The following is a 26,048-nucleotide window of genomic DNA, read 5'->3' on the forward strand; positions in this document are numbered from 1 at the left end:
TGGCCCGGAAACTACCCTAACGGCCAATTGACATCTGTAAAGGCTAAAGGCCCAGCACCTTGGGATTGCTGGCAAAACGGTCCATCGTGCGGACAAGTTCTGCACTAATCCCCGGCTCTGAAAGGGCGTGACCCGCACGCCCAATCATATGCAACCGCGCACCTGGCCAAGCCTCTGCCAGACGATACGCTGAAATCGGTGGGCAAATCATGTCGTAACGCCCCTGCACGATCACTGCAGGCAAATGTGCGATCCGATCCAGACAATCCATGATCTGCCGGTCCGGCCCCAAGAAGCCACCATTCTGGAAATAGTGGTTCTCAAGTCGCGCAAAGGCGCGCGCGTAATCCGATGGGCTTTCGCCGGTGACACCATCACTGCCCATCGCCGCCAGCGCATTTTCCCACGTGGCCCAAGCACGGGCATAGCGGGTTTCCTGCGTCCGGTCGCCGCTGAAGAGCCGCCGGTGATAGGCGGCAATCATGTCGTCACGCTCATCTTCCGGGATCAGCTTGACGAACCGTTCCCACAAATCCGGCCAGAACCGCCTAGCCCCTCCGCCATAGAACCAGTCCAGCTCTGACTGGGTCATCAGGAACACCCCACGCAGCACAAAGGCGCTGGTGCGCTCCGGATGGCTTTGCCCATAGATCAGCGCCAGCGTCGCACCCCAACTGCCGCCAAAAACGATCCAGCGTTCAATACCAAGCGATGTGCGGATCAGCTCAATATCGTTCACCAAATGCCAGGTGGTGTTGTTTTCCACGCTGGCATGGGGCCGCGACCGGCCACAGCCACGCTGATCAAACAGGATGACGCGATAGACGGAAGGATCAAAATAGCGCCGCATCGCGGGGCTGCATCCGCCACCAGGGCCGCCATGCAGCACAACCACCGGAATGCCGGTCGGATTGCCGCATTGTTCCACGTACACCCGATGACCATCGCCCACGTCCAGCATCCGCTGATCGAACGGATCAATCGGCGGATATAAATACGCGGTTGCGCTCTTTTGGCTCAGGACCTTATCCATATCAGACCTATATAGGGCGTGAGTGACGCAAATCATGACAAGCAGACGAACGCAATGACCACCAATACAATCGACCCATCCGAGATCGCCAAGTTCGAGGCGATGGCCGCCGAATGGTGGGACCCAGCAGGCAAGTTCAAGCCGCTGCACATGATGAACCCGGTGCGACTGGACTATAGCACAAGCCAGATCGCCGCCGAATTTGATCGCAATCTGGCGACCGAAAAGCCTTTCTCCGGGCTGCGCATTCTCGATATCGGCTGCGGCGGTGGGCTTTTATGCGAACCGATGGCGCGCCTTGGGGCAACGGTGGTGGGTGTTGACGCCGCCCCGCGAAACATCCCCGTGGCGCAAATCCACGCCGAACAATCCGGGCTCGACATTGAATACCGCGTTGGCACAGCCGAGGCGATGGCAGAGGCAGGCGAGCAGTTTGACGTCGTGCTGAACATGGAGGTCATCGAACATGTGGCCGACCCACTGGGCTATCTGACCGCCTGCCACCAGCTCTTGAAACCCGGCGGCCTGCACCTGTGTTCCACCATCAACCGCAACCCCAAAAGCTTTGCAATGGCGATTGTGGGCGCCGAATGGGTCATGCGCTGGCTGCCCAAGGGCACCCATGAATGGGACAAGTTCATCACCCCGGACGAATTGTTCGCACTGCTGGAAAAGGCGGGCCTGACCCCGGTGGACCGCAAGGGCTACGTTTTCAACTTCCTGCACTTTTCGTGGTCGATGTCTGACCGCGATCTTTCGGTGAACTACGTGACCGCCGCCTTGAAACCTCAGTAACCTTTGCGCAGAACACCTACGATGGTTTCTGCATGGGCGAACCCCATGCGACGGTAAAGCCGTCCTGCGTCACTTTCGACATCTGCAACAATCAATGGCACCGCATCCGGCGCGCGGCACTGCGCCCATTTGCAACAATGCAGCAACAACGCGGCACAAATCCCACGTCTTCGTTGGCCCTTGCGCGTCTCAACTTGCTGGTAGCGGGCCACCTGATCGTCGTGAAAAATTCCCATCTGCGCGACCAGTAAATCGCCCTCAAACGCGCCAAACCACTGCCCCCGATCCCGCGCGATCTGCGCCCTGCGCGCACCCGTGCGCCGTTGCAAATATCCGATGTGGCTCTCCGCCGGATGACCCTCTTCCACACCAATCTCAAGCGACAAGGCCAATGCCTGCCCCCAGTCAGATTCCGTGTCTAACGTGCGTAAATTGATGCCTTCTGGCGTGTCAACATCCGCAATTGCGCCAGTCAAAAACAACGCGTCCACCACATCCCGTTCATAGCCCTCAGCCACAAACGGCGGGGCGACAGTGCCCACATCCAACCCCGGAATATCCCAGACCATCGCTCGGTGTTTGGCATTGGGAAATGCCCGCACAAAAGCAGCCTCTGCTTCCGTGACCGGGACGTCAGCGGACTTTAGGATCAACTGATTGCCCATCCAGAAATCCGGTTCTTTCGGTGTCTCTTGTACCCAGAAATCGCCGTGGTCTGTCAGATGGGTTTGCCCATCCATCACCAATTGCTCACTGCGTAGCGTTAGCGATCTCATTCCGACAACTTTGATCCTGGCACCCGCAACATGGGCAAGTCCCGTGCGGCGCACATCTGCACCAGCTGTTTCGCGGCCTCTCTGACGCCAATCTCCATGTTACTCCCCAAGATCGTCTTTTTCCTAACGATTCTCAAATCACTGTTCATCAAGAGCATTCTAGCAGAAGACACCAGTGGCGAAACACCGCAGGCCATTTGGTTAGTGGTCCATCAATCCTTGAGGAAGCAATAGCGGCGACTGAATGTGATGTCTGCATTGGGAAGTGTGTTCGCAGCAAAAGGCAACTCAGCGGGCTTCGACCGCAGAATCTTGGTCCGTTGGTAATTGCATGTTCCTGCCGGAGTTGGCGGGTGGCCAGGTTTGCCGCCCCAGCTATCCAGCTCACTGTGAGGGGAGTGTCAGTCCGGCCCCTCAAGTTGCGCAAGCCGTTTTTTCAAGCCACTCTAGCCATAGACCTTCTTCCCACCCCTCGCAGTTCGGGCCCTGCTGTATCCGCTTCGGGAGTGGGCCTGTCTTCTCCAGCTTTGCAATGTACTGCCGCGAGAACAGGATCAGCTCCTTGACCTGGCGTTTTGAAAGTAACTCATCAGGAAATCTCCTAAACAGAAGAGCATCGCGACGCTCGAGTTTCGACAAGTCCGCTCCTCACATGGGCGCCACTTTCCCCCAAGACATGCATAAAACTCGGCTTTGACCGTAACAGCGCGTTGCGCCATGATCTGCCCAGTTCCTGCGAAAGGCGAAGGCGGTGTTCAGAAAGTTAGGGTCACAGATCGCAGGACTGCTGGGTGACCAGGCGCAGGCGGTGGAACCGGTTGATCTGACGAGCGATGCCTTCCTTGCCGATCCGGTCCCGATCTACGACGCTTTCCGCAAGACACGTCCATTGGCACAGGTGCAGGGCGGTGGGTATCTGCTAACCCGCGCTGTCGATATCGTAGCCTCACTATCCGACTCGCACCTTGGCAATGCACCTTCACGGTTCTCTGCGCTGTCAGAAGGGAAGCGCGCCACACATGTCAGTGCCGACGTCGCGGCAAATATCCCCCCGTTTCTGGACAAGCCTCGGCATGTGGAAATCCGGCGCCCGGTTTCGGCCGCGTTCTATCAGTCCTTTGCGGCGTGCAAAACGTGGCTGCCACAACTGGCCGACCACCAGATCAGCGCGATGGCGCGTGGGGTCAGCTTTGACGCCAATATTGAATTTGCCCGACCTTTCGCCATTGCCGCGATGGCCCGTTTTGTTGGTCTGCCGCACGATCCCACAGCAATCAGTCAAGCCACGGATGCCTTGTTCAGCTTGTTCGCTCCGATCCAGAGCCGCGAAGCACTGGATAGGACAAATACCCGGCTGGCCGAAGCCCGCCATTTCATCGAACAGGTGATGGCCCAACCCACGCTGGATCCACAGTGCTTTCTGGCGCAGTTATCGCCGCATCTTTCCCCACAGGCGGTCTGCGACAACGCCCTTTTGATCCTTGCGGACGGGGTCGAGAATATCGCGGCGGGTGTCGCGACCTTCTTTGTGGTGATGCAGCAGCAACCGGATGTCTGGCAGTCCTTGCAGACCGATCCGGGACAGCTTGCCAATGCGGTTCACGAGGCGTTGCGACTCGAAAGCCCCGCCCAGATCATCCCGCGCATAATCCAAGAGGAAACCGTGTTGCACGGAATCACGCTCAAGCCCGGCACGCCATTGTTTCTGGCGTTGGGCAGTGCCAACCGCGATCCAGATGCGCATGACGAACCCGCCGCGTTTGACCTTGCCCGCGATGCGCGCGCGGCGCTGATCTTTGGGCGGGGTCGCCATGCCTGCATCGGCACGCAGCTGGCTCTATTGCTGATAGAAGCGGCAGTTTCAGCCTTGCTGGCGGCGGGTGTCACGATGCAGTTTACACCTGCAGACTTGCACTATCAGCACAGGTTTGGGCACCGCTGGCCGTTGGGCGTGATGATCGATTTGCCTGACTAGGGTATGCGGAACACGAGCCGTCCGTTGCCCGAACCGGTGTCATTACCAAACCGGGCCAATCCATCGTCCACAATTCGGGCAGTCAATCGGTAGGGCCGGCGCCGCGCGCTCGGCCATGTCAGGTCAAACCCAAAGCGCTGCGTTTCCCCCGGCGCGACGGCCGTTGCAAAATCGGCGATCGCATGGCGCAGGATGGCCATGTCCAATCCGTTCACATCGAAATCGATGGATAAGAACAAGCCACTGTCCACGGTTGGCGGCCAAGGTACCTTGCTGGTGTTTGTGACGGTGACAGTCACCTTTTTTGCCTTGGAACGCGACAAGAACCGTGGCGCATGTAGTGCAATCCGGGCGTCGTGCCGCACTTTGCGTTCTGGCAGAGAAGTCTGATCTGTAGGTGTCTGACGCGGCAGAGGCTTGCCCTCAAGGTAAGGCGTCACAGCCTTGCGCAACTTCGGCAAGGTCTCTCGATCCAGCAAATGTACGTGGGCCCGGTCAAAGGCCTGAAAGACAGCTCCCTTCGGATGGAGCACAGCAAAGCCCAAACTGGGGTCGCGATAGCGGACAGCGCCCGAATAGTTCGGGCTATTCGACCAGACATAGTAGACCGGGTAGGGCGTCGATACGTCGAAAATGTTGTCGATTGCGAGGAACATTGAGATGGGATGGCCTAGCCTTGTCAGGTCCTGTCCCACCATTTCCATCACGCGGACACCTTCACAAAAGCCACCCAGAATTACCGGTTCGGCAGGGGTCAGGAGGCTAGCGATGTCGCGGGCGTATAGCTTTGCCAGCTCCGCGTTCAGCGCGGTATCCTTTCCGCCAAAGCCAAACAGCGACCGCATGATGTGGAATGGGTGATCCTTGAAAATGTGGTTCGACAAGGGGCGCGGCATCGCCATGCCGTTGGCGCAAAAGAATGCAGGTGTCCCCTGTGCCAGCGAGTTGCGTAGAATAATCAGACCATGCGGCCCAACCCGTTGTCCTTGCCAACCCGCGATACGTTTGCGCAGATATTGTAGGTGTGCCGGTTCTGATTGCGTCTTGGGTTGATCAGCTCTCAGGGCAGCGACAAGCGCATCAAGTCGCGGTGCTTCAAATAGGATATTTGGGTCAACAGATCTGCCCAGCGCTTCTTCCAGCAGGGTGATGAATTCGGTCGCGGCCAGACTGTCGCCGCCATCGTCAAAGAAATCGGACTGGGCATGTGGAGTGCGACATTGCAGGTGTGTCGCCCAAATCGTGGCCACCTTGGTCGTCAAAGGGTCGGTTGGTCTGTGTGCAGTTTCGGACTGGTCCGGCATTGACGCCAAGGACCGCCGGTCGGTTTTGCCGCTGGGCAACCGCGGCAAAGCGTCGAGGAATAGCACTCTGCGCGGCACTTCAAACGCCGAAAGTTGGCTTTGTAACACTTTCAGCAAGGTCGTTTCTTCAAGGGGTTGGTCAGTGACAACGGCCAAAGCCACCTGCTCTCCCAGCGTTGGATGTGGCACGCCATAGGCCACAGTATCCAACACCCCCGGCACCGATTTGGCAGCGCGTTCAACCACCAAAGGTGAAATCTTTTCACCGCCGCGATTGATCTGCTCTTTCAGGCGTCCGGTCAGCGTCAAAACGCCATCTTCGTCCAACACCCCAAGGTCGCCGGTGCGGAACCAGTCACCATAGCGCGGGGTGATGTCGGTCCCTTCGTAGCCAGTCATGATGGTGGGTCCGCTTACACACACCTCGCCCTCATGTCCGGCAGGCAAGCGGTTTCGAAAACTGTCTATGATGGCGACCTCTGGCCCGGCAGCGCGACCGACAGAGCGCAGTTTGTCCGCATGTTCATCAAGCGACATTGAGGTGATCTGCCCCGCGGTTTCAGTCATGCCATACATCTGAATGATCGGCACGGGACCAAGGCGAGACGTGGCCTGCGCCCGCAATTCAAGCGTCAAATCAGCGGACACCATACGTAGAAATCGCAGCCTTTGGCCGATTTCCTGCGCTGTTGCGTCGTCCAGATCGGCCACCAGCCGATGCAACGCAGTGGGCACCAGTTGCAGCCAAGTCGCCGCATGTGTCCTGACGGCGCTGACCAGTGAGGTGGATTCGAGGTTTGCGGCAATAATGACGGTCCCGCCGGCTGACAATGGCGCGAGCAACAGATCAACCAGCGCGCCAACATGGAACATCGGCAGCGCATGTACGGCGCGGTCTGCGGGTCCAAGGCGCAGGTGGTTGCAGATGTTGGTGGCGGACAGCGCCAATTGATCGGGCGTCAATGGCACCCGTTTTGGTGTGCCTGTGCTGCCAGAGGTAAACAGGGTCAGCCCCGCCTGATTGCGCCCACCTTTTGGCAGTTCGCCCAGCAGACGGGCGTTTTGTAGATCCACGGGCACAAGTTTACCGGGATGTTCCTTTTGCAGATGGGCAAGGGTCGTGACGGAGAGCGCCGAAGTATACAGCACCACGTCAATTTGCGCCTCGGTGATGCTGTCAGACAGGCGCGCTGATTGCGCCTCAAGGTTCAGCGGACAAAGCCGCACCTGATCGAGCAACGACAAGAGGGCAACAGCCGTGTCAGGGCCGTTCTCGAACAGCGTCGCCACACGCAATGGCCCTGCCACATGAATCGCCCGATGCCATGTCGCGCGACGCTCGCACAATCCGCGATAGGTCAGCACATGTCCGTCCGCACCAATCAGTGCAGGGCGGTCGCCAGATCCTTCGATTGTTTGCCAGAGCGATGACCAGGGTTGGTGGGACATAACGCCGAGAATGCACACTGCCCGACAGAATTCCAACCCGGATACGGCGCGCCCGAATTGGCCTTGCAGCGGCCCGATCCTGATCCCAAGATGACCTGATTTTCGCAAGTTCACAGGATCACAGATGCCCCCTTCCCTGCCGATGAAAGACAAGTTCGTTCTGCCTGATGGCATGGTCTATCTGGATGGTAACTCTTTGGGGCCTCTGCCGCGCGCGGTGCCAGAGCATCTGGCGCGCGTCGTCGCGGATGAATGGGGGCAGCATCTGATCAAAGGTTGGAACCAAGACGACTGGATGAGGCAGCCGGTGCGGTTGGGTGATAGCATTGGGCGGCTGATCGGTGCGCCTGCCGGGTCCGTTGTTCTGGGCGACACGCTGTCGATCAAGGTCTATCAGGCTCTGTCGGCCGCGCTCAGCATGCGGCCGGATCGCAAGGTGGTCTTGTCCGACACCGGGAATTTTCCGACAGACCTTTACATGGCAGAGGGGCTGATCGCCCATCTTAATGCGGGCCACACATTGCGCACGGTGGCCCCCGAAGATGTGACCGCAGCCATCACCGAAGAAGTCGCAGTGGTCATGATCACGCAGGTTGATTATCGCTCTGGCCGTATGCACGACATGCAGGCAATCACCAAACGCGCGCATGACTTTGGTGCAGTGATGGTCTGGGATCTGGCCCATAGTGCGGGGGCTGTCCCTGTTGATGTGGCAGCGCTGGGATGTGAGTTTGCCGTGGGCTGTACCTACAAGTACCTCAACGGTGGTCCAGGTGCGCCTGCCTTCATCTACGTTAGATCCGACCTGTCCGGCACCATTGCGCCTGCGCTGTCAGGTTGGCTGGGCCACGATGCGCCCTTTGCATTTGAACCGTCCTACAGGCCCGGAAAGGACATCGAACGCATGCGCGTGGGCACGCCACCGGTGTTGCAGATGTCAGCACTAGAGGCCGCGATGGCGGTTTGGGACGGCGTCGATATGGGCGATTTGCGTGCCGCAAGTATCACGCTGAGCGAACTTTTCATCACAGAGGTCGAGACGCGCTGCCCGCAATTGACCCTTGCCAGCCCGCGCAACCCGGCCGAGCGCGGCTCGCAGGTCTCGTTCGCGTTTGAGCATGGCTATGCGGCGATGCAAGCCTTGATCGCGCGGGATGTGATTGGGGACTTTCGCGCGCCCAACATCATGAGGTTCGGCTTTACACCGCTTTATCTGGATGACAGCGACGTGCACCGCGCCGTGGATGTGCTGGCCGAGGTGCTCGACCAGCGACTGTGGGACGACCCCGTCTACCTGCGCAAGGCCCGTGTGACCTAGACCGTTTCCGGCGCGCGCCAGAGCGTCGCAAAAAGCGTCAGGAACGCCAGGCAGTTGACCACAGCGATGGAGGCAAAAAGCCATCCAGGCACTGGACCCGCCGCCCAGATAGCGCCCAATGCCGAAATGCCGCCAACGGCCATCACAAAGAACATGACATACCCCAACCACCGCATTCCGCGTGACAGGCCAGAGGCGCAGGCCAAGTAGATCAAGCCAATGACGAAAAGCATCAGCGACGGGACAGCAAAGCCGCTAATCACCGGCGCAATCAGATGCAAGAGCGCGCTGATCAACACAAAAGGAATTGCCCAGCGAAACGGGCCTTGGATCAGTGTCATGGTCGTTGCCTCATTCATCATTCGCGCAGGGCATGCCGCCGACTCCCCAGGCCAGCACGTCATTGACGTGGGACTGCAGATCGTAAGGGGCCGGTTCGCGGCCGCCACCGGGGTTCCATGCCCAATGCAGGATCAGGTCGTGGTCAAGGTGGCTGGCGATTTCCAGATAGTCGCGTCCACCGTTGCGGTTAGGGTCGCGCAGTTGGTTGCAAACATCTGTTGAGGATGTGCCAAACCATTCCGCCTCGACCGGGGCAAGTTGCCAATTCATGGCGACCTGCGGCGCGGCATGAGGTATGTCGTTCAACCCCTCGCGGTAGGCGTGGCACGTGCTGCACTGGATCGTCTCAACCCCGATGCGGCTGTCGCCCGCATTGATGTTCATCCCGTGCGGGCGGGTCTTGCCGTAGCTTGGGCCTGACCACATCGGGCGGTTCTCTGGGCCGACATGGCAATTCGAACACCGCGGATGCGACGCAACCTCGTAAATGCGGTCCCATGCGGCAAGCGCCTGTTCCCGGCTGATCGTGCCATCTGCAGGCGGCGTGATTTCGACGTTTTCGCCCGCGGCCAAGACGGACGAAGCGGTCAATGCGATGATGGCTGATGCCGACCAAAGTTTCATAACGGTGGCCCCTTAGACAAAGTCGACAAATTTGTTGAACGGCATTTCGCGCAGGCGTTGGCCGGTTGCTGCAAAGATTGCATTGCCCAGCGCAGGTGCCGCGGGCGGCACCGGTGGTTCGCCAAAGCCTTTGATCTTGGGTGTGTTTTCGAGCGCAGTGAAATGCATGCGCGGCGTCTGATACAGGCGCATCGCTTCGTGCGCGTGATAGTTTGACTGCTGCGCCATGCCGTCGGCATATGTGATCTCGCAGTTCATCGCATGGCCTAGGCCAAAGATCGTGCCGCCGAACGCCAGGTTTTCAAGATTGACCGGGTCAATCACTTGCCCCACGTCCGCGGCGATCCAGACCTCATCAAGGCGGATGCCGCCATCGGTCTGTGTCACCTCGACCACGGTCGCGACCGGTACCCCAAAGGAAAAGGCATAGGCAATCCCGCGCCCGCGCCCATTGCCCAGATCATGGCCGTTCCAGCTGCACATGTCGGCAACCGTTTCGAGCACTTTTACAGAGACGTCATGCCCCATCAAACGGATACGTTCTGCGAGCGGGTCCGCACCGGCGGCATGGATCGTTTCATCCAGCAGCGTATCATAGATGAACGTATTGGGCGCCGCGCCGACAGAACGCCAAGACGATACTGGTGCAAGGCTGGTTTCCTTGTACGACCGGACCCGTAGGTTGGGTAGGTTAAGGTTTGGGACGTCCCAGGCCCCTTCGTGAAGCTGGGTGTCCGGACCAGGCAAGCTAAGCCCCATACGCGACATCTGAGAGGTCAGCACGGATTGCCCCGCGATCTGCACATCCAACGACACGACCTTGCCATCAGCGTGTTTGCCAACGCCGCGCCCCATGGTGATGTGACGGGGGAAGTCATGTGCAAAATCCTCTTCCCTGGAATAGGTCATTTTGACAGGCGTCCCGCGCATCTTCATTGCAATCTCAGCTGCCTGCCGCACGAAGTCCATTTCGAGCCGGTGACCAAAACTGCCACCGATGAACATGTTGTGCAGGTGCACGTTGCTGGCGTCGAGCCCGGTGAGGTTGGCGACGTCCGATTCCACCATCATCTGAAGCTGGTGGCCGGTCCAGATATCAACCCGGTCATCGGTTACAAGAATCGTGGCATTCAGTGGCTCCAACGGAGCATGTGCCACGTAAGGTGAGCGGTATTCGCCGGTGACTTCATCGCCCGAGGCAGCATCAACATCACCAACTGTGCGCGCCTCAGCATTCAGTTTTTCGGGCACAAACGCAGCCGACAAGGCCGCCCAGTGGGCATCCTGTTCTGCTGGATAGGATGCAGGGCCCCAGGTGCAGTCCACGGCATTGGCAGCTTGAATGGCGCGCCATGTGTTGTCGGCAACCACCGCGATCCCGCCGGTGATTTCAAAGATATCAACAACACCGCGCATGTCGCGTGCTGCAGTATCATCATAGGATTCCAGTGCGCCGCCTTGCCGGGGATTGACCTTGATCGTCGCGTGCAACAGGTCGTCAGCCTGATGATCGATTCCATAGGTCTGCGTGCCGGTGGACTTTGCCTTGATGTCCACCCGCTCCATCGGCTTGCCCAGAATGCGCCATTGTGACGGGTCCCGCAGTTTCACATCTTTGACCGGCGCGATTTGTCCGGCGGCTGCAGCCAATTCGGTATAGAGCAGCGTTTTGCCATCGGGCAGTTCAACTGCGCCGTTTGCGGTTTTCAGAGTGCTAACATCGACACTGGCTTGCTGCGCGGCGGCGGCTTTCAACGTTTCACGCGCCAATGCTCCGGCCTGACGCAACTTGTCGTAGCTGTCCGGCATGGCCGAGGATCCACCCGTTCCCATGATCGGAAGAAATGCACGCAGAACACCGCCCGCGATCCCGCGCATCGTCTCTGCAGTGTCGCCGAAGTCGTATTGCGGGAACGGCACAGCCGCGTCAGCGAAGGCTGTATTGAAGTAGGCCTGATCTGGCGTACCAAAGCTGATTTCAACCTGATCAAGGGTGACGTCCAATTCTTCAGCGATCAAGGCGGCCTGCGCGGACATGACGCCTTGGCCCTTGTCAGCATGAGGTGCGATCAGCGTGATCTTTTCGGCATCAATGATGACCCACGGATTGAAGCTGACGGCGTCCTGCGACAATTCCGCCAAATTCGGGTTCTCAAACGGGCGATTTGCGCGATAGACGCCAAAGGCGACCCCGCCCAACACGGCAGCGGACCCGACCAGAAAGCTACGACGACTAATTGTGCGAAGGCGACCCATTATCCTGCCCCCTGCAATTTGACAGCGGCCGTTTTGACCGCATCGCGGATACGCGGATAAGTCCCGCAGCGGCACAAATTACCGCTCATCACGATGTCTATGTCCTGATCAGAGGGGTTCGGATTCAGGTCAAGAAGTGACGCCGCCTGCATGATCTGACCAGATTGGCAGTAGCCGCATTGCGCGACCTGATGTTCAACCCAAGCCTCCTGCACCGCATGCAGTGCGTCGGGTGTTCCCAACCCTTCGATGGTGAGTATATCGGCACCATCAGCGGTTGCGGCGGCAACCTGACAGCTGCGCACGGCCAAGCCATCCATATGCACTGTGCAGGCCCCGCATTGTGCGATGCCGCAGCCGTATTTTGTGCCGGTAAGGCCCAATTCGTCGCGCAAGACCCAAAGCAGAGGCATGTCATCTTCGACATCAACCTCGCGCGGTTGGCCGTTCACTGTCAGTTTCATTGGGATCCTCCAACGTTTTGGACAAATGTATCACCTTTGTCCATTTGACATCTTGAGATGAGTTTGTCAAATCGTTTGCGATGAATGAGAAGACGATCAACATAATCAAAGCGGCGCACGCACAGTTTTCGCGCTATGGCTTTGGCAAGACGACGATGAATGACATTGCGTCTGCGGCAAATGTCGCCCGTCAGACTGTTTACAACACTTTTTCAAGCAAAGAAGAAATCTTGCGGGCCGTTGTCCGGCTTTACGGTGAAGAGTCGCTGAACCAGATCAAAGCGGCTTGGGCCAGTGATGCGACACTGGACGCCAAACTAAGCACCTTTCAAAAATTGGGACCACAGACATGGTATGAAGCGATACATGCGGCCCCCGATTGGGCAGAGCTGCTGGAAGGCATGCACACCGCCGCGGCCGAGGAAATGGCCGAGCTTGAAGTCCTTTGGAAAGCAGAATTGACCAGCGCTTTTGCAGATGCGCTGGGACCTGCGCCCAAGATCGCAACACCATTGGATGACATTGTCGAATTCTTCTATTCCAGCAGCTTCAACGCCAAATATGGTGCCGCAGATGCGGCCCATCTTGATCAGCGGTTGCGAACCATTAAATCCGCAACCCTTGCGCTAATCAAAGCACCTGCAGGCACTTAGGCCCGCAACCCGCTTTCCCGGTCGAAGTAGTGAGCCAGCTCAGGCTTGATCGAGAAGTGGATCGTGCTGCCCTTTGCACCTGCTGGCGGCTTTTCGGTTTTGGCGATGAATTCCGTGCCCGCGGGTGAGATGAGATGAACAAGTGCGTATTCACCCAGGTTTTCAATCAGTTCCATGCGACCTTCGATAACTGCGTTGCTTTCACTACCAACGGTCAGATGTTCAGGGCGGAACCCGACTTGCTCAGTGGCGGCAACCTCTCGACCCAGTACGGTGCTGGCGCTTGCGGACAGCTCGTCCGCGCCAAAGAAATTCATCTTGGGGCTGCCAATAAACTGCGCCACAAATGCGTTTGCCGGAGTGTCATAGAGCGTGATCGGAGAACCGACCTGTTCGATCCGGCCATCGCGCAACACCACGATCTTGTCGGCCAGGGTCATCGCCTCGACCTGGTCGTGGGTCACGTAGATCATTGTTGTCTTCAGGCGCTCGTGCAGGCGTGCAATTTCAAGGCGTGTCGCAACCCGCAGGGCCGCATCAAGGTTAGACAATGGTTCATCGAACAAGAACACCTCTGGGTCACGCACAATGGCGCGGCCAATGGCGACCCGCTGGCGTTGCCCGCCTGACAAGTTGCGCGGGGCGCGGTCCAGATAGTCGGTGATCTGCAAAATCTCGGCCGCAGCTTTGACACGGCGATCAATCTCTGCGGGGTCGGTCTTGGCCTGCTTCAGGCCAAAAGCCATGTTCTTGTAGACGGTCATATGCGGATAAAGAGCATAGGTTTGGAACACCATCGCGACGCCACGCTTGGAGGCCGCGACTTCGTTCACGACGGTATCACCAATCGCCACAGAGCCGTCAGAAATTTCTTCGAGCCCCGCAATCATGCGCAGCAAGGTGGACTTACCGCAGCCCGATGGGCCTACGAACACAACAAATTCGCCGTCTTCGATATCAAGATCGACACCGTGCATGACTTGAGTTTCGCCATAGCTTTTGCGGACATCGCGTAGCGTCAAACCGGCCATTTCGTCTCCAATTCTTTGATTTCGTGCCGCAGTGTGGCGGCAAATTCGGGATAGGTTTCGGGGATGTCTCCCCACAGCTTTCGACTAGTGACAAAGCCATCGGTGCCAAGCATTGCCTTAAGCTCTGCCCAGCTAGGCTCCACATATTTGAAAGGAATCTTTCCAGCGGCGACGTGACGGGCAAAGACGTACCAACTGGCAATGCTGCGCGCGGTATAGACCGGCACAATTCCTTGTTCGAGACAGCCTTGCAGGGTCGGACGGATGAAGATCGGGAATTTGGCCATGCCATCCGCACAGATGCGAGCAACCGTGTCACCAATGGCCTGATTGCCAAAACGGCGCGCTATGGCGTCGCGGTAGTCAGTCTTAGAAAACGGCAGCGCGATACGGATCGCGGGCAGAACCTCATCCGTTTGGAACCGGTGGAAATGGTCATTCAAAGCAGGCACGCGCATCGCCGCATCGAAAGTGTCAACACCTTCCAGAGCCGCCAGATAGCACAAAGCAGTGTGGCCGCCATTCAGCACGCGGATCTTCGTTTCCTCGTAGGGATCGACGTCGGCAGTGACCGTGACGCCGGCCTGTGCAAGGTCCGGCATGTCCGCCGCGGCGTTATCCTGCAACACCCACTGCATGAAATCCTCTGCCATGATTGGCGAGGTCACGTCTTTGCCCACAAGTGCCGCAAGCTCTGCGCCCAGGCTGTCAGGACTGCGTGGCGTGATACGGTCAACCATCGAGCATGGGAACGCCACATTGGATGCGACCCAGCTATGCAGTTCGCTTTCGCCGCTTGCCTCAAGATAGGCCAGCAAGTTCCGCTGCAGCATCTTGCCATTTTGGCGAATGTTGTCGCAACAAGCGATGGTCAGCGGCGCGTCGGTCCGCTGCATACGGCTGGCAAGTGCGCCCCGCAGGTAGCCATAAACGCTTTGCGCGTCACTGCCCTTGGCCTCTGCCGCAATGACGGGATCGGCAGTGTTCAGGTCACCCCTAGGATCGGTGTAGTAACCGCTTTCAGTGACTGTGATAGTGACCAGATGAACCGATGGCAGGGACAGCAATGCCTCGGAACCGGCCGTATCAACGCTCCAATCCGCGAAGGCGACATGCGAGCGAACCCGGCGCAGTGCTACATCGCCGTCAGGGGATGTCGCCTTGAGAAGGTAACCGTCGTGCCGCGCGATATCCTCGACGACCGCCTCAAACTGCGCGGCTTCGGACCCGCGTAGATTTACTGCGGCGATGCCCCAACGCAGATCGCCAGAGGCTTGCATGTAGTCGTCCAGATAGACTGCTTGATGGGCGCGATGAAAGGCGCCGAACCCCAGGTGGACCACGCCAACCGCGCAATCGGTGCGGACAAAACTTGTCGCATGAACATGAGAGGTCGTAGCAGTGTTCATGAGGTCGATTCCAGTTTGGGCGCCAGATCCTTGCGGGCCGTTTCCCGATATTCCGACGGGGTCATGCCCTTGAGTTTCAGGAAGTGGCGGTTGAAATTAGCCAGGTTGTTAAAGCCCGCATCGTGGCAGATGTTGGTGATCTGTTCGTCGGTGGCATAGAGCATGCTGCATGCTTGTCCGATACGAATCCGGTTGAGGAAATCGACAAAGCCGTGACCGGTGACGGCCTGAAAGTTGCGGCTGAAAGTGGCTTGGGTCATTCCGGCCATATCGGCGGCTTGTGCCACGGCGATCTCATCCTTGAAGTTCTTGGTAATGTGATCGATCACCTGCCCGATCCGGGCGTGTTTGCTGCCACCTTGTGGCTGCACCAGTTTGGCAGCTGACAAGACCTCTTTCTCGGCGTGTTCATTCAGGCGCACCAAAAAGCGGACAAAGGCCAGAATACGTTCGGCGCCCTTGTTGTCGCGGATCGATTCCATGTGACCGCGCGCAAATGTCGGGTTGAAGCCAACAAAGCGGATGCCCGATTGGGCCAAATGTAACAGTTGCAGAACTTGCGAGAATTCGGGGAAGCCTTCGGCCAGCTTTTCAACGCTTTCATGGCTGAACTGCACAAGCATATCGCGGGTGGCGACAGGCGTTGACCAGACTTTGTCGGTGATCCAGTTGTGTGGCAGATTGGGACCGGTCATGAACAGATCGCCCGCCGAAAAGTCACCGATGTAATCGCCGACAAAGACCTTGCCTCGGGTGGCCACGATCAGATGCAGTTCGTATTCCTCATGCGCATGCCACCGACACAGATCGCTGGGCCAGCCATGTTCAAGATACCGGATGGACCGGCTGGACCGGTCGACCATTTCGATTTCTGGCGCGATGATTGACATGTTGCTACCTCAAGACGTTGCCGCCATCGACACCGATGGTCTGGGCCGTCATATAGGCCGACTGATCGCTAGCAAGGAATACCGCAGCACGGGCCACATCATCTGGTGATCCCATGTAGCCAAGGGGCACGGCCTCGCCGACTTCACGCTTTTTCTGACCCGGTTCCTTGTTTTCAAACTTTGCAAACAGGGCATCCACTGTGCCCCACATTGGTGTGTCGATCACACCCGGGCTGATCGCGTTAACTCGCACTTTATGCGGCGCAAGCGCCAGCGCGGCAGATTGGGTATAGCTGATGACGGCCGCCTTGGTGGCGCAGTAATGGGCCACCAGCGCCTCGCCCCGGTGGCCCGCCTGTGAAGCGAGGTTGATGATCGACCCGCCCTGCCCGACGGCAACCATTGACTTGGCCGCGGCCTGCATCACTGCATAGAACGCCCGCACGTTGACGCCGAACAACCGGTCGTATTGCGCAAGATCCGCGTCCAAAACTGACCCCATGTCAAAGATCGCGGCGTTGTTGAACAGGATGTCGGGCTTGATCGTGGCAATCCAGTCGGTGCAATCCGCGAGGCCCCCATCTTCGAGCAAATCGAAAGATTCATAGGTGGCTGGCCCCTCAAATTCGTCGGCAATGTCGGTCGCATAGACCGTAGCCCCCAGCGCCGCGAAATGTGCGACCGCACTGGCACCAATGCCGCCGGACGCACCCGTCACAAGGGCTGTCTTACCGGTCATATCTGTGGGGGCAGGATTCAACATTACTTTACCGCACCAAAGGTCAGGCCTTGGACCAGCTGCTTCTGACAGAACCAGCCCAGCACGATGATCGGGCCGACGGCGGCCGTCGACACCGCCGACAAGCGGCCAAAGAAAAGACCCTCGGGCGCGCGGTTGCCTTCGATCAGTTTTGACAGCGTGGCTGCGTCAACGGTTGTCAGGCGAACTGTCCAATAAGCCTCGTTCCAGCAAAAGATAAAGGTCAGAAGCGCGGTCGAGGCGACACCGCCCCACGCCAGCGGGATCAGGATATCCTTGATCTCGCCCCATGTGGTGACGCCGTCCATCTTGCTGGCTTCGATGATCTCTTTCGGGATCTCCTTAAAGTAGGTGAAAAGCATCCAGATCGCGATCGGCAAGTTGATCAGGCACAGCACCAGGATCACCAGAAAATGGGTGTCGAAGATGCCAAGGAAATTCTTGGTCAGAAAGGTCATCGGGTAAAGCACCGCAGCCGCTGGCAGCATCTTGGTCGACAGCATCCACATCAGGATGTCCTTGGTATGCCGGCTGGGGTTAAACGCCATCGCATAGGCACAAGGCACACCGACGGCCAATGCGAACAGGGTCGCAAATGTCGATGTAATGACCGAGTTAATGGCAAAGCGCCAGTAATCGTAGTTTTGGGTCATATTGGCGTAGTTTTCGAGCGTCGGCGTGAAGAAGAACAGATGTTCAGGCTTCACCGCATCTGCGTCTGTTTTGAAGCTGGTGAAGACCAGCCAGAAGATCGGAAAGAAGAAGATCAGCGCGACGATCCAGGCCACGGTGGGCCAGATGATACCGCCAAATCTTGAGCGTTCAGTAACTGCAGCCATCGTCTTGCCCCCTTAGTCCATCAAGCTCTTGCCAACCATGCGCAACAAGAAGATCGCGATGATGTTGGCGAGAATGACGGCGAAAATGCCCGTGGCGCTCGCGGCACCGATGTTGTTGGAAGAGAATTCGCCGATCAGATACGGCAGGTTCTTGTTGCCGTTGCCCCGGCTGACAATCTCAATCTCGGCATAAAGCGAGAGGTGAAAGATCGACTGGATCATTACCACGATGGCAATGGGTCGGGCCAGATGGGGCACGGTCAGGTTGATGAATTGCGACCAGGGTCCTGCACCGTCCAGCGTCGCTGCTTCTTTCTGGCTTTCGTCTTCGGATTGAAGCGAGGTCATAAAGATCAGCACTGCAAACGGCGTCCATTGCCACGCGACCATCATGATGACCGCATAGGCCGACGTATCTGTGCCGCGGAACGAAATGGGCCGCAGTTCCGGCCAAAGGGCAAAGAACCAACCGACAAGCGGCGCATCCTTGAGACCAGCCACCATGTTGTTGATGCCTTCGACGGCGACACCGTTCAGCCCAAGCACCGGATCAAGGATCATGTTGATCCACAGAACTGCATTCACAGCGGGCATCACGAAGAAGGGTGAGATCAGCAAGACCCGGACAATCCCACGGCCCGGAAAGGACCGATTTACCAACACTGCGATGGCCAATCCAAGGATGACGGTGATGATCAGGATGCTGGCCACGATCAGGACTGAGTTCTGGATGGCGAACCAAAAGTCCTTGTTGTTCAGCACGTAATTGTAGTTGCCGAAACCACGCCAGTTGGCGATGTCGGGCGTTGTCCATTCAGGTCGCCGCAGGTTGTTCAGTGCATAGCGGATGAACGAGAAGAAGAGCGTCATGCTCAGCGGGACCAGCATCCACACCAGCAAAAGAAGCACGGCGGGGGTTTGCAGCAGTCTTGGGATGGTTCTGTCAGACATGGCTTGAGTACCCTTGCAAAGCTGAGGAGTAGTGTGGTCGGTCAAGTGGCGGGTCGCCACCGCCCTGCCAGCAGCATCAATATTGCGCGGTTCGGGGCGGCGATCAAATTATGCGGTGGGGTGGGGTCCGGCCAGCGATGGCCGGACCCCGCATTTTGTAAGGCGGCTTAATAGCCAGCTTCGTCCATGATGGCGACAGCAGCAGCTTGTGCAGCAGCCAGTGCATCCTCGACGGACTTGGAACCGGACAGTGCGGCTGCCATTTCCTGAGCAACAGCGGAACCAACCTCTGGGAACTCAGGGATGGCAGCGAACTGAACGCCTACGTATGGCTTGATGTCAGTTGCTTCTGGAGCGGCAGAGTCAATCGCTGCTTTCTCGGCGGCGGCGAATGCAGCAGCAGCCTGGAACTCAGGGATTTCATACGTGGACGCACGTGTACCAGTTGGGACAGAGCCCCAGCCGAACTCAGGGTGGTTACCCACGGCCTGGATGTACTCTTTGGAAGTGGCCCACTCGATGAAGTCTGCAGCAGCTTCGGCGTTTGGCGAACCGGCAGGAATTGCCATCGCCCAAGCCCACAGCCAGTTCGCACCAACTGGGTTACCAGCGTTTGGCGACTGAGCATATGCAACACCGTCTACTTCAAGGAAAGAAGCAGCGATTGTTGCGTCGATCCACATGCCGCACTTGCCTTCGTTGTAAAGCGCGAGGATCTCGTTGAAGGAGTTACCTTCAGAGCCTGGAGGGCCGTATGTGCCGAGCAGATCAACATAGAAGTTGATTGCAGCGTTCCACTCGTCAGAGTCGAGTGTTGGCGTGAAGTCAGCATCAAACCATGCGCCACCAAAGGAGTTCACAACAGTTGTGATGAACGCCATGTTGTCGCCCCAGCCTGGCTTACCGCGCAGACATACGCCGTAGACACCATTGTCGGGATCGTGGATTGCAGCAGCAGCTGCCTTGATGTTGTCCCAGCTGTCGTTGTCAGCGATAGACACGCCGGCAGCATCCATCAGGTCCTTGCGGTACATGACCATCGAAGACTCACCGTAGAATGGTGCAGCATAGAGTGTGCCTTCGTGCGACAGACCGTTGCGCATTGCTGGCAGCATGTCGTCGACGTCGTACTCAGCGCCAAAGTTCAGCGGCTCAATCCAGCCTGCGGCACCCCAGATCGGTGCTTCCTGCATGCCGATGTTGATGATGTCGTACTGGCCACCACCGGTTGCGGTGTCAGAGGTCACCTGCTCGCGCAGAACGCCTTCTTCCAGCGAGACCCAGTTCAGGACGACGCCGGTTTCTTCGGTGTAAGCTTCCGCAACGGTCTGCATGTTGATCATGTGGCCGTTGTTGACGATTGCGATTGTCAGTTCAGTTGCGTGGCTGTCAGCCGTTGCTGTTGTTGCGCCTGCAACAACCAGCGAAAGGCCCAGAGCCGAGTTCATCAGTGATTTCATGATTTTCCTCCCAGAAATCTCGGGTTCCTAAATTCAAACCGTGTCTTATGGTGTCGACTGAACTGCATCTAAACCAATATGATTTGCCTAAACGACTATACATTTTTCGCATTTCCAAGGTCGAATTCATCGAAAGTGCGGTTTTCTTGGATCGCTCGACCGCCGGAAGATCGCACAGTTGCACGATTCCTATCGGTCAGATCGCGCCCAAGACGCACAGGCGCGTAGGGATTCGGAGGGCATTCAAGAGGAGTCTTCGCGCCTTCATCATCAGTCTCCGCCAACCGTTGGTCTTGAATCGGCCGGGCAATAAATTCTGCCGCGATGAAACCTAGACAGACCCGTACCAGATCTTGCGGCTTCACGACACGGGGCACTGCGGGCAACCCACTGTCACCCCGAGCAGGCGCACGGCCCCTTCACGCATCTGGACGTCTGACTTTCTGGTGACACATCCCATGTTTTGGACAGGTCTGGAATACCTGACTGTCGAGGTATCAGCCCGCTGGATAGGTTGCAGGGAATAGATGGGGGGTCCTTCCCCTAAATCCTTATTGCTGGATCGCGTTTCATGATTGATGCGTTTGTGACCCGCTTGTTCGCGGACCCATTGTTGCTGCTTGGTCTAATGTCGGGACTGCTCAGCACTTTTGCCTTTGTCCCCTACATTATTGATACCGCCAAAGGCCGAACACAGCCGGACCGGGCGGGTTGGTTGATTTGGTCGGTGCTTGGGTCGATTGCGCTCGCGACGCAACTGGCCGCCGGGCCGGGGCCTGCCATCTGGTTTGCAGTGGTGCAGGTCAGCGGTACGGTGATTGTCTTTTTGCAATCCATCACGCGCGGCTTTGGTGCGTATCTTAGTCGGCGGAACAAGGTGATCCTGTCGCTGGCGGCATTTGGCCTGGGGTTGTGGTACATGACCGACTCGCCGGGACTTGCGCTGGCGATTTCGATCAGTATCAGCCTGCTGGCGGGGGGCCTGACAATTTGGAAAGCTTTCCGCGATCCACGCAGCGAGACGATGACCACATGGGTTGTGTCACTTGTCGCTGCCGGACTTGCCACGCTGGCCGTTGGAAAGCTCGACGCGCTGATGCTGGCCTATCCACTCTACCTTCTGACGCTTTACACCGGGATCGTGGGCGCAATGATTTTGGGCCGTGCGACGGGTCAGGCGCCATATGTGGAAACCTTTGTCTGGACCTCGCGTCGCGCAAAGGGAGCATATAAAATGCCGCCAATGCTGGCCGTACCTTTTCAGACCGGGCCAGCGTTTAGACGAGCAGCCTAAGTCAGCCGCGTCGTCTGCGTCTGCGCCCACCACTTCCATCGTCTCCACCTTGGTTATGGTTGACAGCGGGTAGATCGACGATGGTGTTCAGGATCGGGAAGGGTTCAACCGCGTTGGGGATATTGGACGCATTGACAAAGTGCTCTTGAAAGCGCGGCTCGATCGCGGTTTCGATCTTATGGATTTTGTGGACGACTTCTTCGATGTCCGCCCGCGCCTTGGTATTCAAAAGCGCGATGCGCGCGCCTGTGCCAGCGGCGTTCCCGGCAGAGGTCACCTTGTCCAGCGGCGCATCGGGGATCATGCCAAGCACCATGGCGTGCTTGGGCGAGATATGCGCACCAAAAGCCCCGGCCAGCACCACGCGATCAACCTTGTCCACACCGAACTTGTCCATCAGCAGGCGCGCACCGGAATAAAGCGCGGCTTTGGCCATCTGGATTTGCCGGATGTCCACGTTTGTCACGGTGATCTTGGGTCCGCCCTCAGACGAACCGTCATACACAAGGTAGCTGTTGGTGCGACCTTCGGGAAAACAATTGGGGGACCCGGTTTGTTCGGCTGACCCGATCAGGCCGGGGCCGTCCACAATGCCGGCCATCCGCATTTCCGCGACAATTTCGATGATGCCTGATCCACAGATGCCTGTCACACCGGTGGTCGCAGTCTCTGCCCCGAATTTGGGGTCGTCGGACCAAAGATCACAGCCGATGACCTTGAAGCGCGGTAACTTGGTCGCCGGATCAATTTCAACCCGTTCAATTGCTCCGGGGGCCGCGCGCTGGCCGCTGCTGATCTGCGCGCCTTCAAACGCAGGCCCGGTGGGGGACGAACAGGCCAGCACCTTGTCCTTGTTGCCCAACAGGATTTCGGCGTTCGTGCCCACGTCCACCACCAGAACAAGGTCGTCGGACTTGTCGGGCGCTTCGGAAAGCGCGACCGCAGCGGCGTCCGCACCCACATGCCCCGCGATGCAAGGTAACATATAGACCCGTGCGGCGGGGTGCAGGTTCAAATCGAGTTCCAACGCGCGCAGCGATAGAGATTCCGAAGTTGCCAGGGCAAAGGGTGCCTGGCCCAACTCGAACGGGTCGATGCCTAGGAACAAGTGATGCATCACCGGGTTGCACACGAAAACAGCGTCCACGATCAGATTGCGGTCAATGCCCGCCTCGGCCGCGATGTTCACGAAGAGGCTGTTCATCCCCTCGCGCACGGCGCGGGTCATTTCTTCGGCGCCCGAAGGGTTCATCATGCCATAGCTGACACGGCTCATCAGATCCTCACCAAATCGAATCTGCGGGTTCATCACGCCCGATGATGCAACTACGTCGCCGGTATGCAGGTCACACAAGTGGGCCGCGATCGTGGTGGACCCAAGGTCAACCGCCAAGCCATAGATCGATCCGTCATAGAAACCGGGCCAGACTTGCATGATCCGGGGGCTGAAGGTCGCGTCGCCCAGATGCACAGCACAGGTTACCTTCCATTGCCCCTTGCGCAGGGCCGGTTGCAGACTGGTCAGCACACCTAGGTCGGCCTCGAGCGCCGGGAGATCCCAGTCGCGGCGCAGCGCTGTGATCAAGCGCTCCAGATCGCCAGAGGGGTCGTGCATGTCGGGTTCGGCAACCTCGACGTAGTACAACCGGGTTGAAGGGTTCAGGACGATGTCGCGCGCCTCGGCACGCTTGCGAACGACTTGTTTGTGCACTTGGCTTTCGGCGGGCACATCGATGACAACGTCCTTTTGCACCGTCGCCTGACATCCCAGACGCCGGCCCTTCTTCAGACCGCGAATGTCGTCGTAGCGTTGTTCGGTACTGTTCCATTCCGAAAGGGAATCCACTTCCACGGTCAGCCCATGTTTCGGGAATTCGCCAACACCGGGTGTGATCTGACACTTTGAACAAATCCCGCGTCCGCCGCAGACACTATCAAGGTCGACACCCAATTGCCGCGCAGCGGTCAGGATCGGCGTGCCAACGGGAAAGTGCCCGCGCTTGCCCGACGGGGTGAAGATGACAAGAGGATCGTTACGCATGATCAGCCTTTTTGACGCATTGTCCGAAACTTAGCGGAATGTCAGCGATGAAAAAGGCCAATTCACGGCATAATCATTATGCGCAGCGTCATGCGACCGGTCACCGCAAAAGGTCTGTGCCCCATATCCAGACGCCCAGTGGCACCGGCGCAACCGCCAGCACGATGGTCAACAGCATCCAGGCGGGGTGAAACAGGCGGCTGATCCCGGCCAGCATCAGAATGCCGCCACCGCCGCCAATCACCACCGATCCCGGTAGGTTGATCAAAGCGGCGATGGTCAAATAGCGCCAGCCAATCAGCACCTGCGCCAGCGGTTTGGGAAGTGCGTCAGAAAGCCCGTTCAGACGGTCCCGTGGTTCTTGCGTTCGAATCCGGTCAATCATCGCACAGGCGCGCAACATGTGGAGGTCGCGAAAGACATGATGCAGCCATTTGAGCGAGACATTTCGACCGACAACAAAGGCAAGCACCAGTCCGATCACTGTCGCCAGATAAACGAATGGTGCAATCCTCGCCCCTTCCATCAGCAGCAGGGCCGCGCCAATCTCAACCCCCGGCATAAAGGGAACCGCCAGCAGGATTGCGTAACCGATCAAGACCAATGTCAGCACGCCCAGCATCATCTGGCTGCCACCGATGCCTGTCATCGACATCGCCTGCACAGAAACCCATTCGTAGAACTGCAACCCTAACCACGCCAGCAACACTGCAACGGCCAGCCGCAGTATCAATCGCGGCAGGCTCTTACGCCACGGCGGTGGCGTTTGCGTTGATGTCGGAGGTCCCATTGCGCGAGGATGCGCCCAAGACGTGGTGGGGACAAGCATGTTCGCGACAATTTGGCCTTTCACAGGTGGGGTAACCATGCAATAGGGACGTGCCAACGGGACTGAGCCAGGAGACAGGTCGATGCAGATTCGTGAGGCACTCACCTTTGATGATGTTTTGCTGGTGCCGGGCGCATCTTCTGTACTGCCGTCGACTGCTGATACGGCCACGCGCGCAACTCGCGGGATCACCATGAATATCCCACTTTTGTCCAGCGCGATGGACACGGTGACAGAGGGTCGCATGGCAATTGCAATGGCGCAGGCTGGTGGCATGGGCGTGGTGCACAAGAACCTGGATGTCGATGCGCAGGCCAAGGAAATCCGCCGGGTCAAGCGTTTCGTCTCTGGCACGGTCTATAACCCTGTGACGCTGCGCGCGGATCAAACGTTGGCCGATGCAAAGGCTTTGATGGAACGCTACCGCGTGACAGGTTTTCCCGTTGTTGGACCAGATGGACGGGTCGTGGGTATTGTGACCAACCGTGACATGCGATTTGCGACCGATGACAACACACCTGTCAGCGTCATGATGACCAGCGACAACCTTGCCATGTTGCAAGAGCCTGCTGATCTTGATGAGGCACGCAGCTTGATGCAGGCGCGCCGGATCGAAAAGTTGCTGATCACCGATGGTCAGGGCAAGCTAACTGGACTTCTGACGCTCAAAGACAGCGAACAAGCCGTGCTGAACCCAATGGCCTGCAAAGACCCTTTGGGACGGCTTCGGGTCGGAGCGGCCACCGGCGTCGGCGACAGCGGGTTTGAGCGGTCCGAGGCATTGGTCGAAGCCGGCGTTGATATGATTGTCGTCGACACCGCCCACGGTCACTCTGAAGGGGTCGCCAAGGCCGTCGAACGGATCAAGACATTGTCGAACGAAGTTCAGGTTGTCGCGGGTAATGTTGCCACGGGAGAGGCGACAAAGGCGCTGATCGGTGCAGGTGCTGATGCCGTAAAAGTCGGGATCGGCCCCGGTTCGATCTGCACAACGCGGATGGTTGCGGGTGTTGGCGTCCCACAGTTGACCGCCATCATGGATTGTGCGGCAGCAGCCGATGACGTGCCGGTCATTGCAGACGGCGGAATCAAGTTTTCTGGCGACTTTGCCAAGGCAATTGCCGCGGGCGCGTCCTGCGCGATGGTCGGCAGCATGATTGCTGGCACGGATGAAAGCCCCGGTGAAGTGATCCTGTATCAGGGCCGCAGCTTCAAAAGCTATCGTGGCATGGGGTCGCTTGGTGCGATGGCGCGCGGATCAGCGGATCGCTATTTTCAAAAGGATGCGGCCAGCGACAAGTTGGTGCCAGAGGGGATCGAAGGACAAGTCCCTTACAAAGGCTCTGCCAGTGCCGTCGTGCATCAATTGGTCGGCGGGCTGCGTGCGGCAATGGGCTATACCGGCAATGCGACGGTGGCAGAAATGCGGACGAATTCTTCGTTCGTGAAAATCACTGGTGCGGGTTTGAAAGAAAGTCATGTGCATGATGTGCAGATCACCCGCGAAAGCCCGAATTATCGCATTGGGTAAGGCCACTCGCATCATTTCAATATC

The 26,048-nt window shown here is 58.1% G+C and carries 22 protein-coding genes; 6 read left to right on the forward strand and 16 right to left on the reverse strand.

Features of this window, described 5'->3' with window-relative positions; genetic code table 11:
• Nucleotides 1-43: 43 nt before the first annotated feature.
• A complete protein-coding gene (gene pip / locus AB3Y40_RS15535; protein WP_369439790.1) occupies nt 44-1,033 on the reverse strand; it encodes a prolyl aminopeptidase in 990 nt (329 codons plus the stop codon).
• Between the two features lie 54 nt (nt 1,034-1,087).
• On the opposite strand from pip, the gene ubiG reads away from it, so the two are divergent.
• Nucleotides 1,088-1,828, forward strand: coding sequence for a bifunctional 2-polyprenyl-6-hydroxyphenol methylase/3-demethylubiquinol 3-O-methyltransferase UbiG (gene ubiG / locus AB3Y40_RS15540; RefSeq protein WP_369439791.1), 741 nt, complete (start codon nt 1,088-1,090; stop codon nt 1,826-1,828).
• On the opposite strand, the gene AB3Y40_RS15545 is transcribed toward ubiG, so the two are convergent.
• Nucleotides 1,822-2,604 (reverse strand): GNAT family N-acetyltransferase, encoded by a 783-nt coding sequence (locus AB3Y40_RS15545; protein WP_369439792.1) that lies wholly within the window; start codon nt 2,602-2,604, stop codon nt 1,822-1,824. The genes ubiG and AB3Y40_RS15545 overlap by 7 nt on opposite strands.
• 751 nt (nt 2,605-3,355) lie before the next feature.
• Here AB3Y40_RS15545 and AB3Y40_RS15550 point away from each other — a divergent pair.
• The gene (locus tag AB3Y40_RS15550) at nt 3,356-4,579 is read left to right on the forward strand and encodes a cytochrome P450 (RefSeq protein ID WP_369439793.1); all 1,224 of its coding nucleotides are present in this window, start codon (nt 3,356-3,358) and stop codon (nt 4,577-4,579) included.
• Here AB3Y40_RS15550 and AB3Y40_RS15555 read toward each other — a convergent pair.
• On the reverse strand, nt 4,576-7,332 hold the full coding sequence (locus AB3Y40_RS15555; protein WP_369439794.1) for a non-ribosomal peptide synthetase: 2,757 nt from the start codon (nt 7,330-7,332) through the stop codon (nt 4,576-4,578). The genes AB3Y40_RS15550 and AB3Y40_RS15555 overlap by 4 nt on opposite strands.
• A 124-nt stretch (nt 7,333-7,456) precedes the next feature.
• Between AB3Y40_RS15555 and kynU the strand changes: the two genes are divergently transcribed.
• The gene (gene kynU / locus AB3Y40_RS15560; RefSeq protein WP_369439795.1) at nt 7,457-8,650 is read left to right on the forward strand and encodes a kynureninase; all 1,194 of its coding nucleotides are present in this window, start codon (nt 7,457-7,459) and stop codon (nt 8,648-8,650) included.
• Here the strand turns inward: kynU and AB3Y40_RS15565 are convergent.
• Genes AB3Y40_RS15565 through AB3Y40_RS15580 form a run of 4 tightly spaced genes read right to left on the reverse strand, consistent with a single transcriptional unit; the run spans nt 8,647 to nt 12,336 of the window.
• Complete coding sequence (locus AB3Y40_RS15565) at nt 8,647-8,991, reverse strand: hypothetical protein (protein WP_369439796.1); 345 nt, start codon at nt 8,989-8,991, stop codon at nt 8,647-8,649. The two genes, kynU and AB3Y40_RS15565, sit on opposite strands and share 4 nt — an antisense overlap.
• A 10-nt stretch (nt 8,992-9,001) precedes the next feature.
• Complete coding sequence (locus tag AB3Y40_RS15570) at nt 9,002-9,616, reverse strand: hypothetical protein (RefSeq protein WP_369439797.1); 615 nt, start codon at nt 9,614-9,616, stop codon at nt 9,002-9,004.
• A 12-nt stretch (nt 9,617-9,628) separates the two neighbouring features.
• On the reverse strand, nt 9,629-11,872 hold the full coding sequence (locus tag AB3Y40_RS15575) for a xanthine dehydrogenase family protein molybdopterin-binding subunit (RefSeq protein WP_369439798.1): 2,244 nt from the start codon (nt 11,870-11,872) through the stop codon (nt 9,629-9,631).
• A complete protein-coding gene (locus tag AB3Y40_RS15580) occupies nt 11,872-12,336 on the reverse strand; it encodes a (2Fe-2S)-binding protein (RefSeq protein ID WP_369439799.1) in 465 nt (154 codons plus the stop codon). Before AB3Y40_RS15580 ends, AB3Y40_RS15575 begins: the two co-directional genes overlap by 1 nt.
• 80 nt (nt 12,337-12,416) lie before the next feature.
• On the opposite strand from AB3Y40_RS15580, the gene AB3Y40_RS15585 reads away from it, so the two are divergent.
• Nucleotides 12,417-12,989: a TetR/AcrR family transcriptional regulator gene (locus AB3Y40_RS15585; RefSeq protein WP_369439800.1), complete on the forward strand. Its 573-nt coding sequence runs from the start codon at nt 12,417-12,419 to the stop codon at nt 12,987-12,989.
• On the opposite strand, the gene AB3Y40_RS15590 is transcribed toward AB3Y40_RS15585, so the two are convergent.
• From AB3Y40_RS15590 to AB3Y40_RS15620, 7 genes are all read right to left on the reverse strand, one after another.
• Entirely contained in the window at nt 12,986-14,020 is a 1,035-nt protein-coding gene (locus AB3Y40_RS15590; RefSeq protein WP_369439801.1) for an ABC transporter ATP-binding protein, read from the reverse strand. The two genes, AB3Y40_RS15585 and AB3Y40_RS15590, sit on opposite strands and share 4 nt — an antisense overlap.
• Nucleotides 14,008-15,429 carry a mannitol dehydrogenase family protein gene (locus AB3Y40_RS15595; RefSeq protein WP_369439802.1) on the reverse strand — a complete coding sequence of 474 codons (1,422 nt, stop codon included), beginning with the start codon at nt 15,427-15,429 and terminating at the stop codon, nt 14,008-14,010. The genes AB3Y40_RS15590 and AB3Y40_RS15595 overlap by 13 nt, the downstream gene beginning before the upstream one ends.
• Complete coding sequence (locus AB3Y40_RS15600) at nt 15,426-16,319, reverse strand: helix-turn-helix domain-containing protein (RefSeq protein ID WP_369439803.1); 894 nt, start codon at nt 16,317-16,319, stop codon at nt 15,426-15,428. The genes AB3Y40_RS15595 and AB3Y40_RS15600 overlap by 4 nt, the downstream gene beginning before the upstream one ends.
• Before the next feature lie 4 nt (nt 16,320-16,323).
• Entirely contained in the window at nt 16,324-17,058 is a 735-nt protein-coding gene (locus AB3Y40_RS15605) for an SDR family oxidoreductase (RefSeq protein ID WP_459553996.1), read from the reverse strand.
• Nucleotides 17,059-17,081: 23 nt separating this feature from the next.
• On the reverse strand, nt 17,082-17,918 hold the full coding sequence (locus tag AB3Y40_RS15610; protein ID WP_369439805.1) for a carbohydrate ABC transporter permease: 837 nt from the start codon (nt 17,916-17,918) through the stop codon (nt 17,082-17,084).
• Between the two features lie 12 nt (nt 17,919-17,930).
• Complete coding sequence (locus tag AB3Y40_RS15615; RefSeq protein ID WP_369439806.1) at nt 17,931-18,869, reverse strand: carbohydrate ABC transporter permease; 939 nt, start codon at nt 18,867-18,869, stop codon at nt 17,931-17,933.
• Between the two features lie 167 nt (nt 18,870-19,036).
• On the reverse strand, nt 19,037-20,329 hold the full coding sequence (locus AB3Y40_RS15620) for an ABC transporter substrate-binding protein (RefSeq protein WP_369439807.1): 1,293 nt from the start codon (nt 20,327-20,329) through the stop codon (nt 19,037-19,039).
• 571 nt (nt 20,330-20,900) lie between these two features.
• Here AB3Y40_RS15620 and AB3Y40_RS15625 point away from each other — a divergent pair.
• Nucleotides 20,901-21,623 (forward strand): hypothetical protein, encoded by a 723-nt coding sequence (locus tag AB3Y40_RS15625; RefSeq protein ID WP_369439808.1) that lies wholly within the window; start codon nt 20,901-20,903, stop codon nt 21,621-21,623.
• Between the two features lies 1 nt (nt 21,624).
• Here AB3Y40_RS15625 and AB3Y40_RS15630 read toward each other — a convergent pair whose 3' ends face one another.
• Entirely contained in the window at nt 21,625-23,664 is a 2,040-nt protein-coding gene (locus AB3Y40_RS15630) for an ASKHA domain-containing protein (protein ID WP_369439809.1), read from the reverse strand.
• 100 nt (nt 23,665-23,764) lie between these two features.
• Complete coding sequence (locus tag AB3Y40_RS15635; RefSeq protein ID WP_369439810.1) at nt 23,765-24,454, reverse strand: hypothetical protein; 690 nt, start codon at nt 24,452-24,454, stop codon at nt 23,765-23,767.
• Nucleotides 24,455-24,575: 121 nt separating this feature from the next.
• On the opposite strand from AB3Y40_RS15635, the gene guaB reads away from it, so the two are divergent.
• Nucleotides 24,576-26,024 (forward strand): IMP dehydrogenase, encoded by a 1,449-nt coding sequence (guaB, locus tag AB3Y40_RS15640; RefSeq protein WP_369439811.1) that lies wholly within the window; start codon nt 24,576-24,578, stop codon nt 26,022-26,024.
• Nucleotides 26,025-26,048: the final 24 nt, after the last annotated feature.

The organism is Yoonia sp. R2331, from assembly GCF_041103235.1.
Classification (GTDB): domain Bacteria; phylum Pseudomonadota; class Alphaproteobacteria; order Rhodobacterales; family Rhodobacteraceae; genus CANMYO01.

Bases quoted from the DNA above. Each gene is read 5' to 3' on its own strand.
- pip (WP_369439790.1), bottom strand. From the start codon at position 1,033: ATGGATAAGGTCCTGAGCCAAAAGAGCGCAACCGCGTATTTATATCCG.
- ubiG (WP_369439791.1), top strand. From the start codon at position 1,088: ATGACCACCAATACAATCGACCCATCCGAGATCGCCAAGTTCGAGGCG.
- AB3Y40_RS15545 (WP_369439792.1), bottom strand. From the start codon at position 2,604: ATGAGATCGCTAACGCTACGCAGTGAGCAATTGGTGATGGATGGGCAA.
- AB3Y40_RS15555 (WP_369439794.1), bottom strand. From the start codon at position 7,332: ATGTCCCACCAACCCTGGTCATCGCTCTGGCAAACAATCGAAGGATCT.
- kynU (WP_369439795.1), top strand. From the start codon at position 7,457: ATGCCCCCTTCCCTGCCGATGAAAGACAAGTTCGTTCTGCCTGATGGC.
- AB3Y40_RS15565 (WP_369439796.1), bottom strand. From the start codon at position 8,991: ATGACACTGATCCAAGGCCCGTTTCGCTGGGCAATTCCTTTTGTGTTG.
- AB3Y40_RS15570 (WP_369439797.1), bottom strand. From the start codon at position 9,616: ATGAAACTTTGGTCGGCATCAGCCATCATCGCATTGACCGCTTCGTCC.
- AB3Y40_RS15575 (WP_369439798.1), bottom strand. From the start codon at position 11,872: ATGGGTCGCCTTCGCACAATTAGTCGTCGTAGCTTTCTGGTCGGGTCC.
- AB3Y40_RS15580 (WP_369439799.1), bottom strand. From the start codon at position 12,336: ATGAAACTGACAGTGAACGGCCAACCGCGCGAGGTTGATGTCGAAGAT.
- AB3Y40_RS15585 (WP_369439800.1), top strand. From the start codon at position 12,417: ATGAATGAGAAGACGATCAACATAATCAAAGCGGCGCACGCACAGTTT.
- AB3Y40_RS15590 (WP_369439801.1), bottom strand. From the start codon at position 14,020: ATGGCCGGTTTGACGCTACGCGATGTCCGCAAAAGCTATGGCGAAACT.
- AB3Y40_RS15595 (WP_369439802.1), bottom strand. From the start codon at position 15,429: ATGAACACTGCTACGACCTCTCATGTTCATGCGACAAGTTTTGTCCGC.
- AB3Y40_RS15600 (WP_369439803.1), bottom strand. From the start codon at position 16,319: ATGTCAATCATCGCGCCAGAAATCGAAATGGTCGACCGGTCCAGCCGG.
- AB3Y40_RS15605 (WP_459553996.1), bottom strand. From the start codon at position 17,058: ATGACCGGTAAGACAGCCCTTGTGACGGGTGCGTCCGGCGGCATTGGT.
- AB3Y40_RS15610 (WP_369439805.1), bottom strand. From the start codon at position 17,918: ATGGCTGCAGTTACTGAACGCTCAAGATTTGGCGGTATCATCTGGCCC.
- AB3Y40_RS15615 (WP_369439806.1), bottom strand. From the start codon at position 18,869: ATGTCTGACAGAACCATCCCAAGACTGCTGCAAACCCCCGCCGTGCTT.
- AB3Y40_RS15620 (WP_369439807.1), bottom strand. From the start codon at position 20,329: ATGAAATCACTGATGAACTCGGCTCTGGGCCTTTCGCTGGTTGTTGCA.
- AB3Y40_RS15625 (WP_369439808.1), top strand. From the start codon at position 20,901: ATGATTGATGCGTTTGTGACCCGCTTGTTCGCGGACCCATTGTTGCTG.
- AB3Y40_RS15630 (WP_369439809.1), bottom strand. From the start codon at position 23,664: ATGCGTAACGATCCTCTTGTCATCTTCACCCCGTCGGGCAAGCGCGGG.
- AB3Y40_RS15635 (WP_369439810.1), bottom strand. From the start codon at position 24,454: ATGGGACCTCCGACATCAACGCAAACGCCACCGCCGTGGCGTAAGAGC.
- guaB (WP_369439811.1), top strand. From the start codon at position 24,576: ATGCAGATTCGTGAGGCACTCACCTTTGATGATGTTTTGCTGGTGCCG.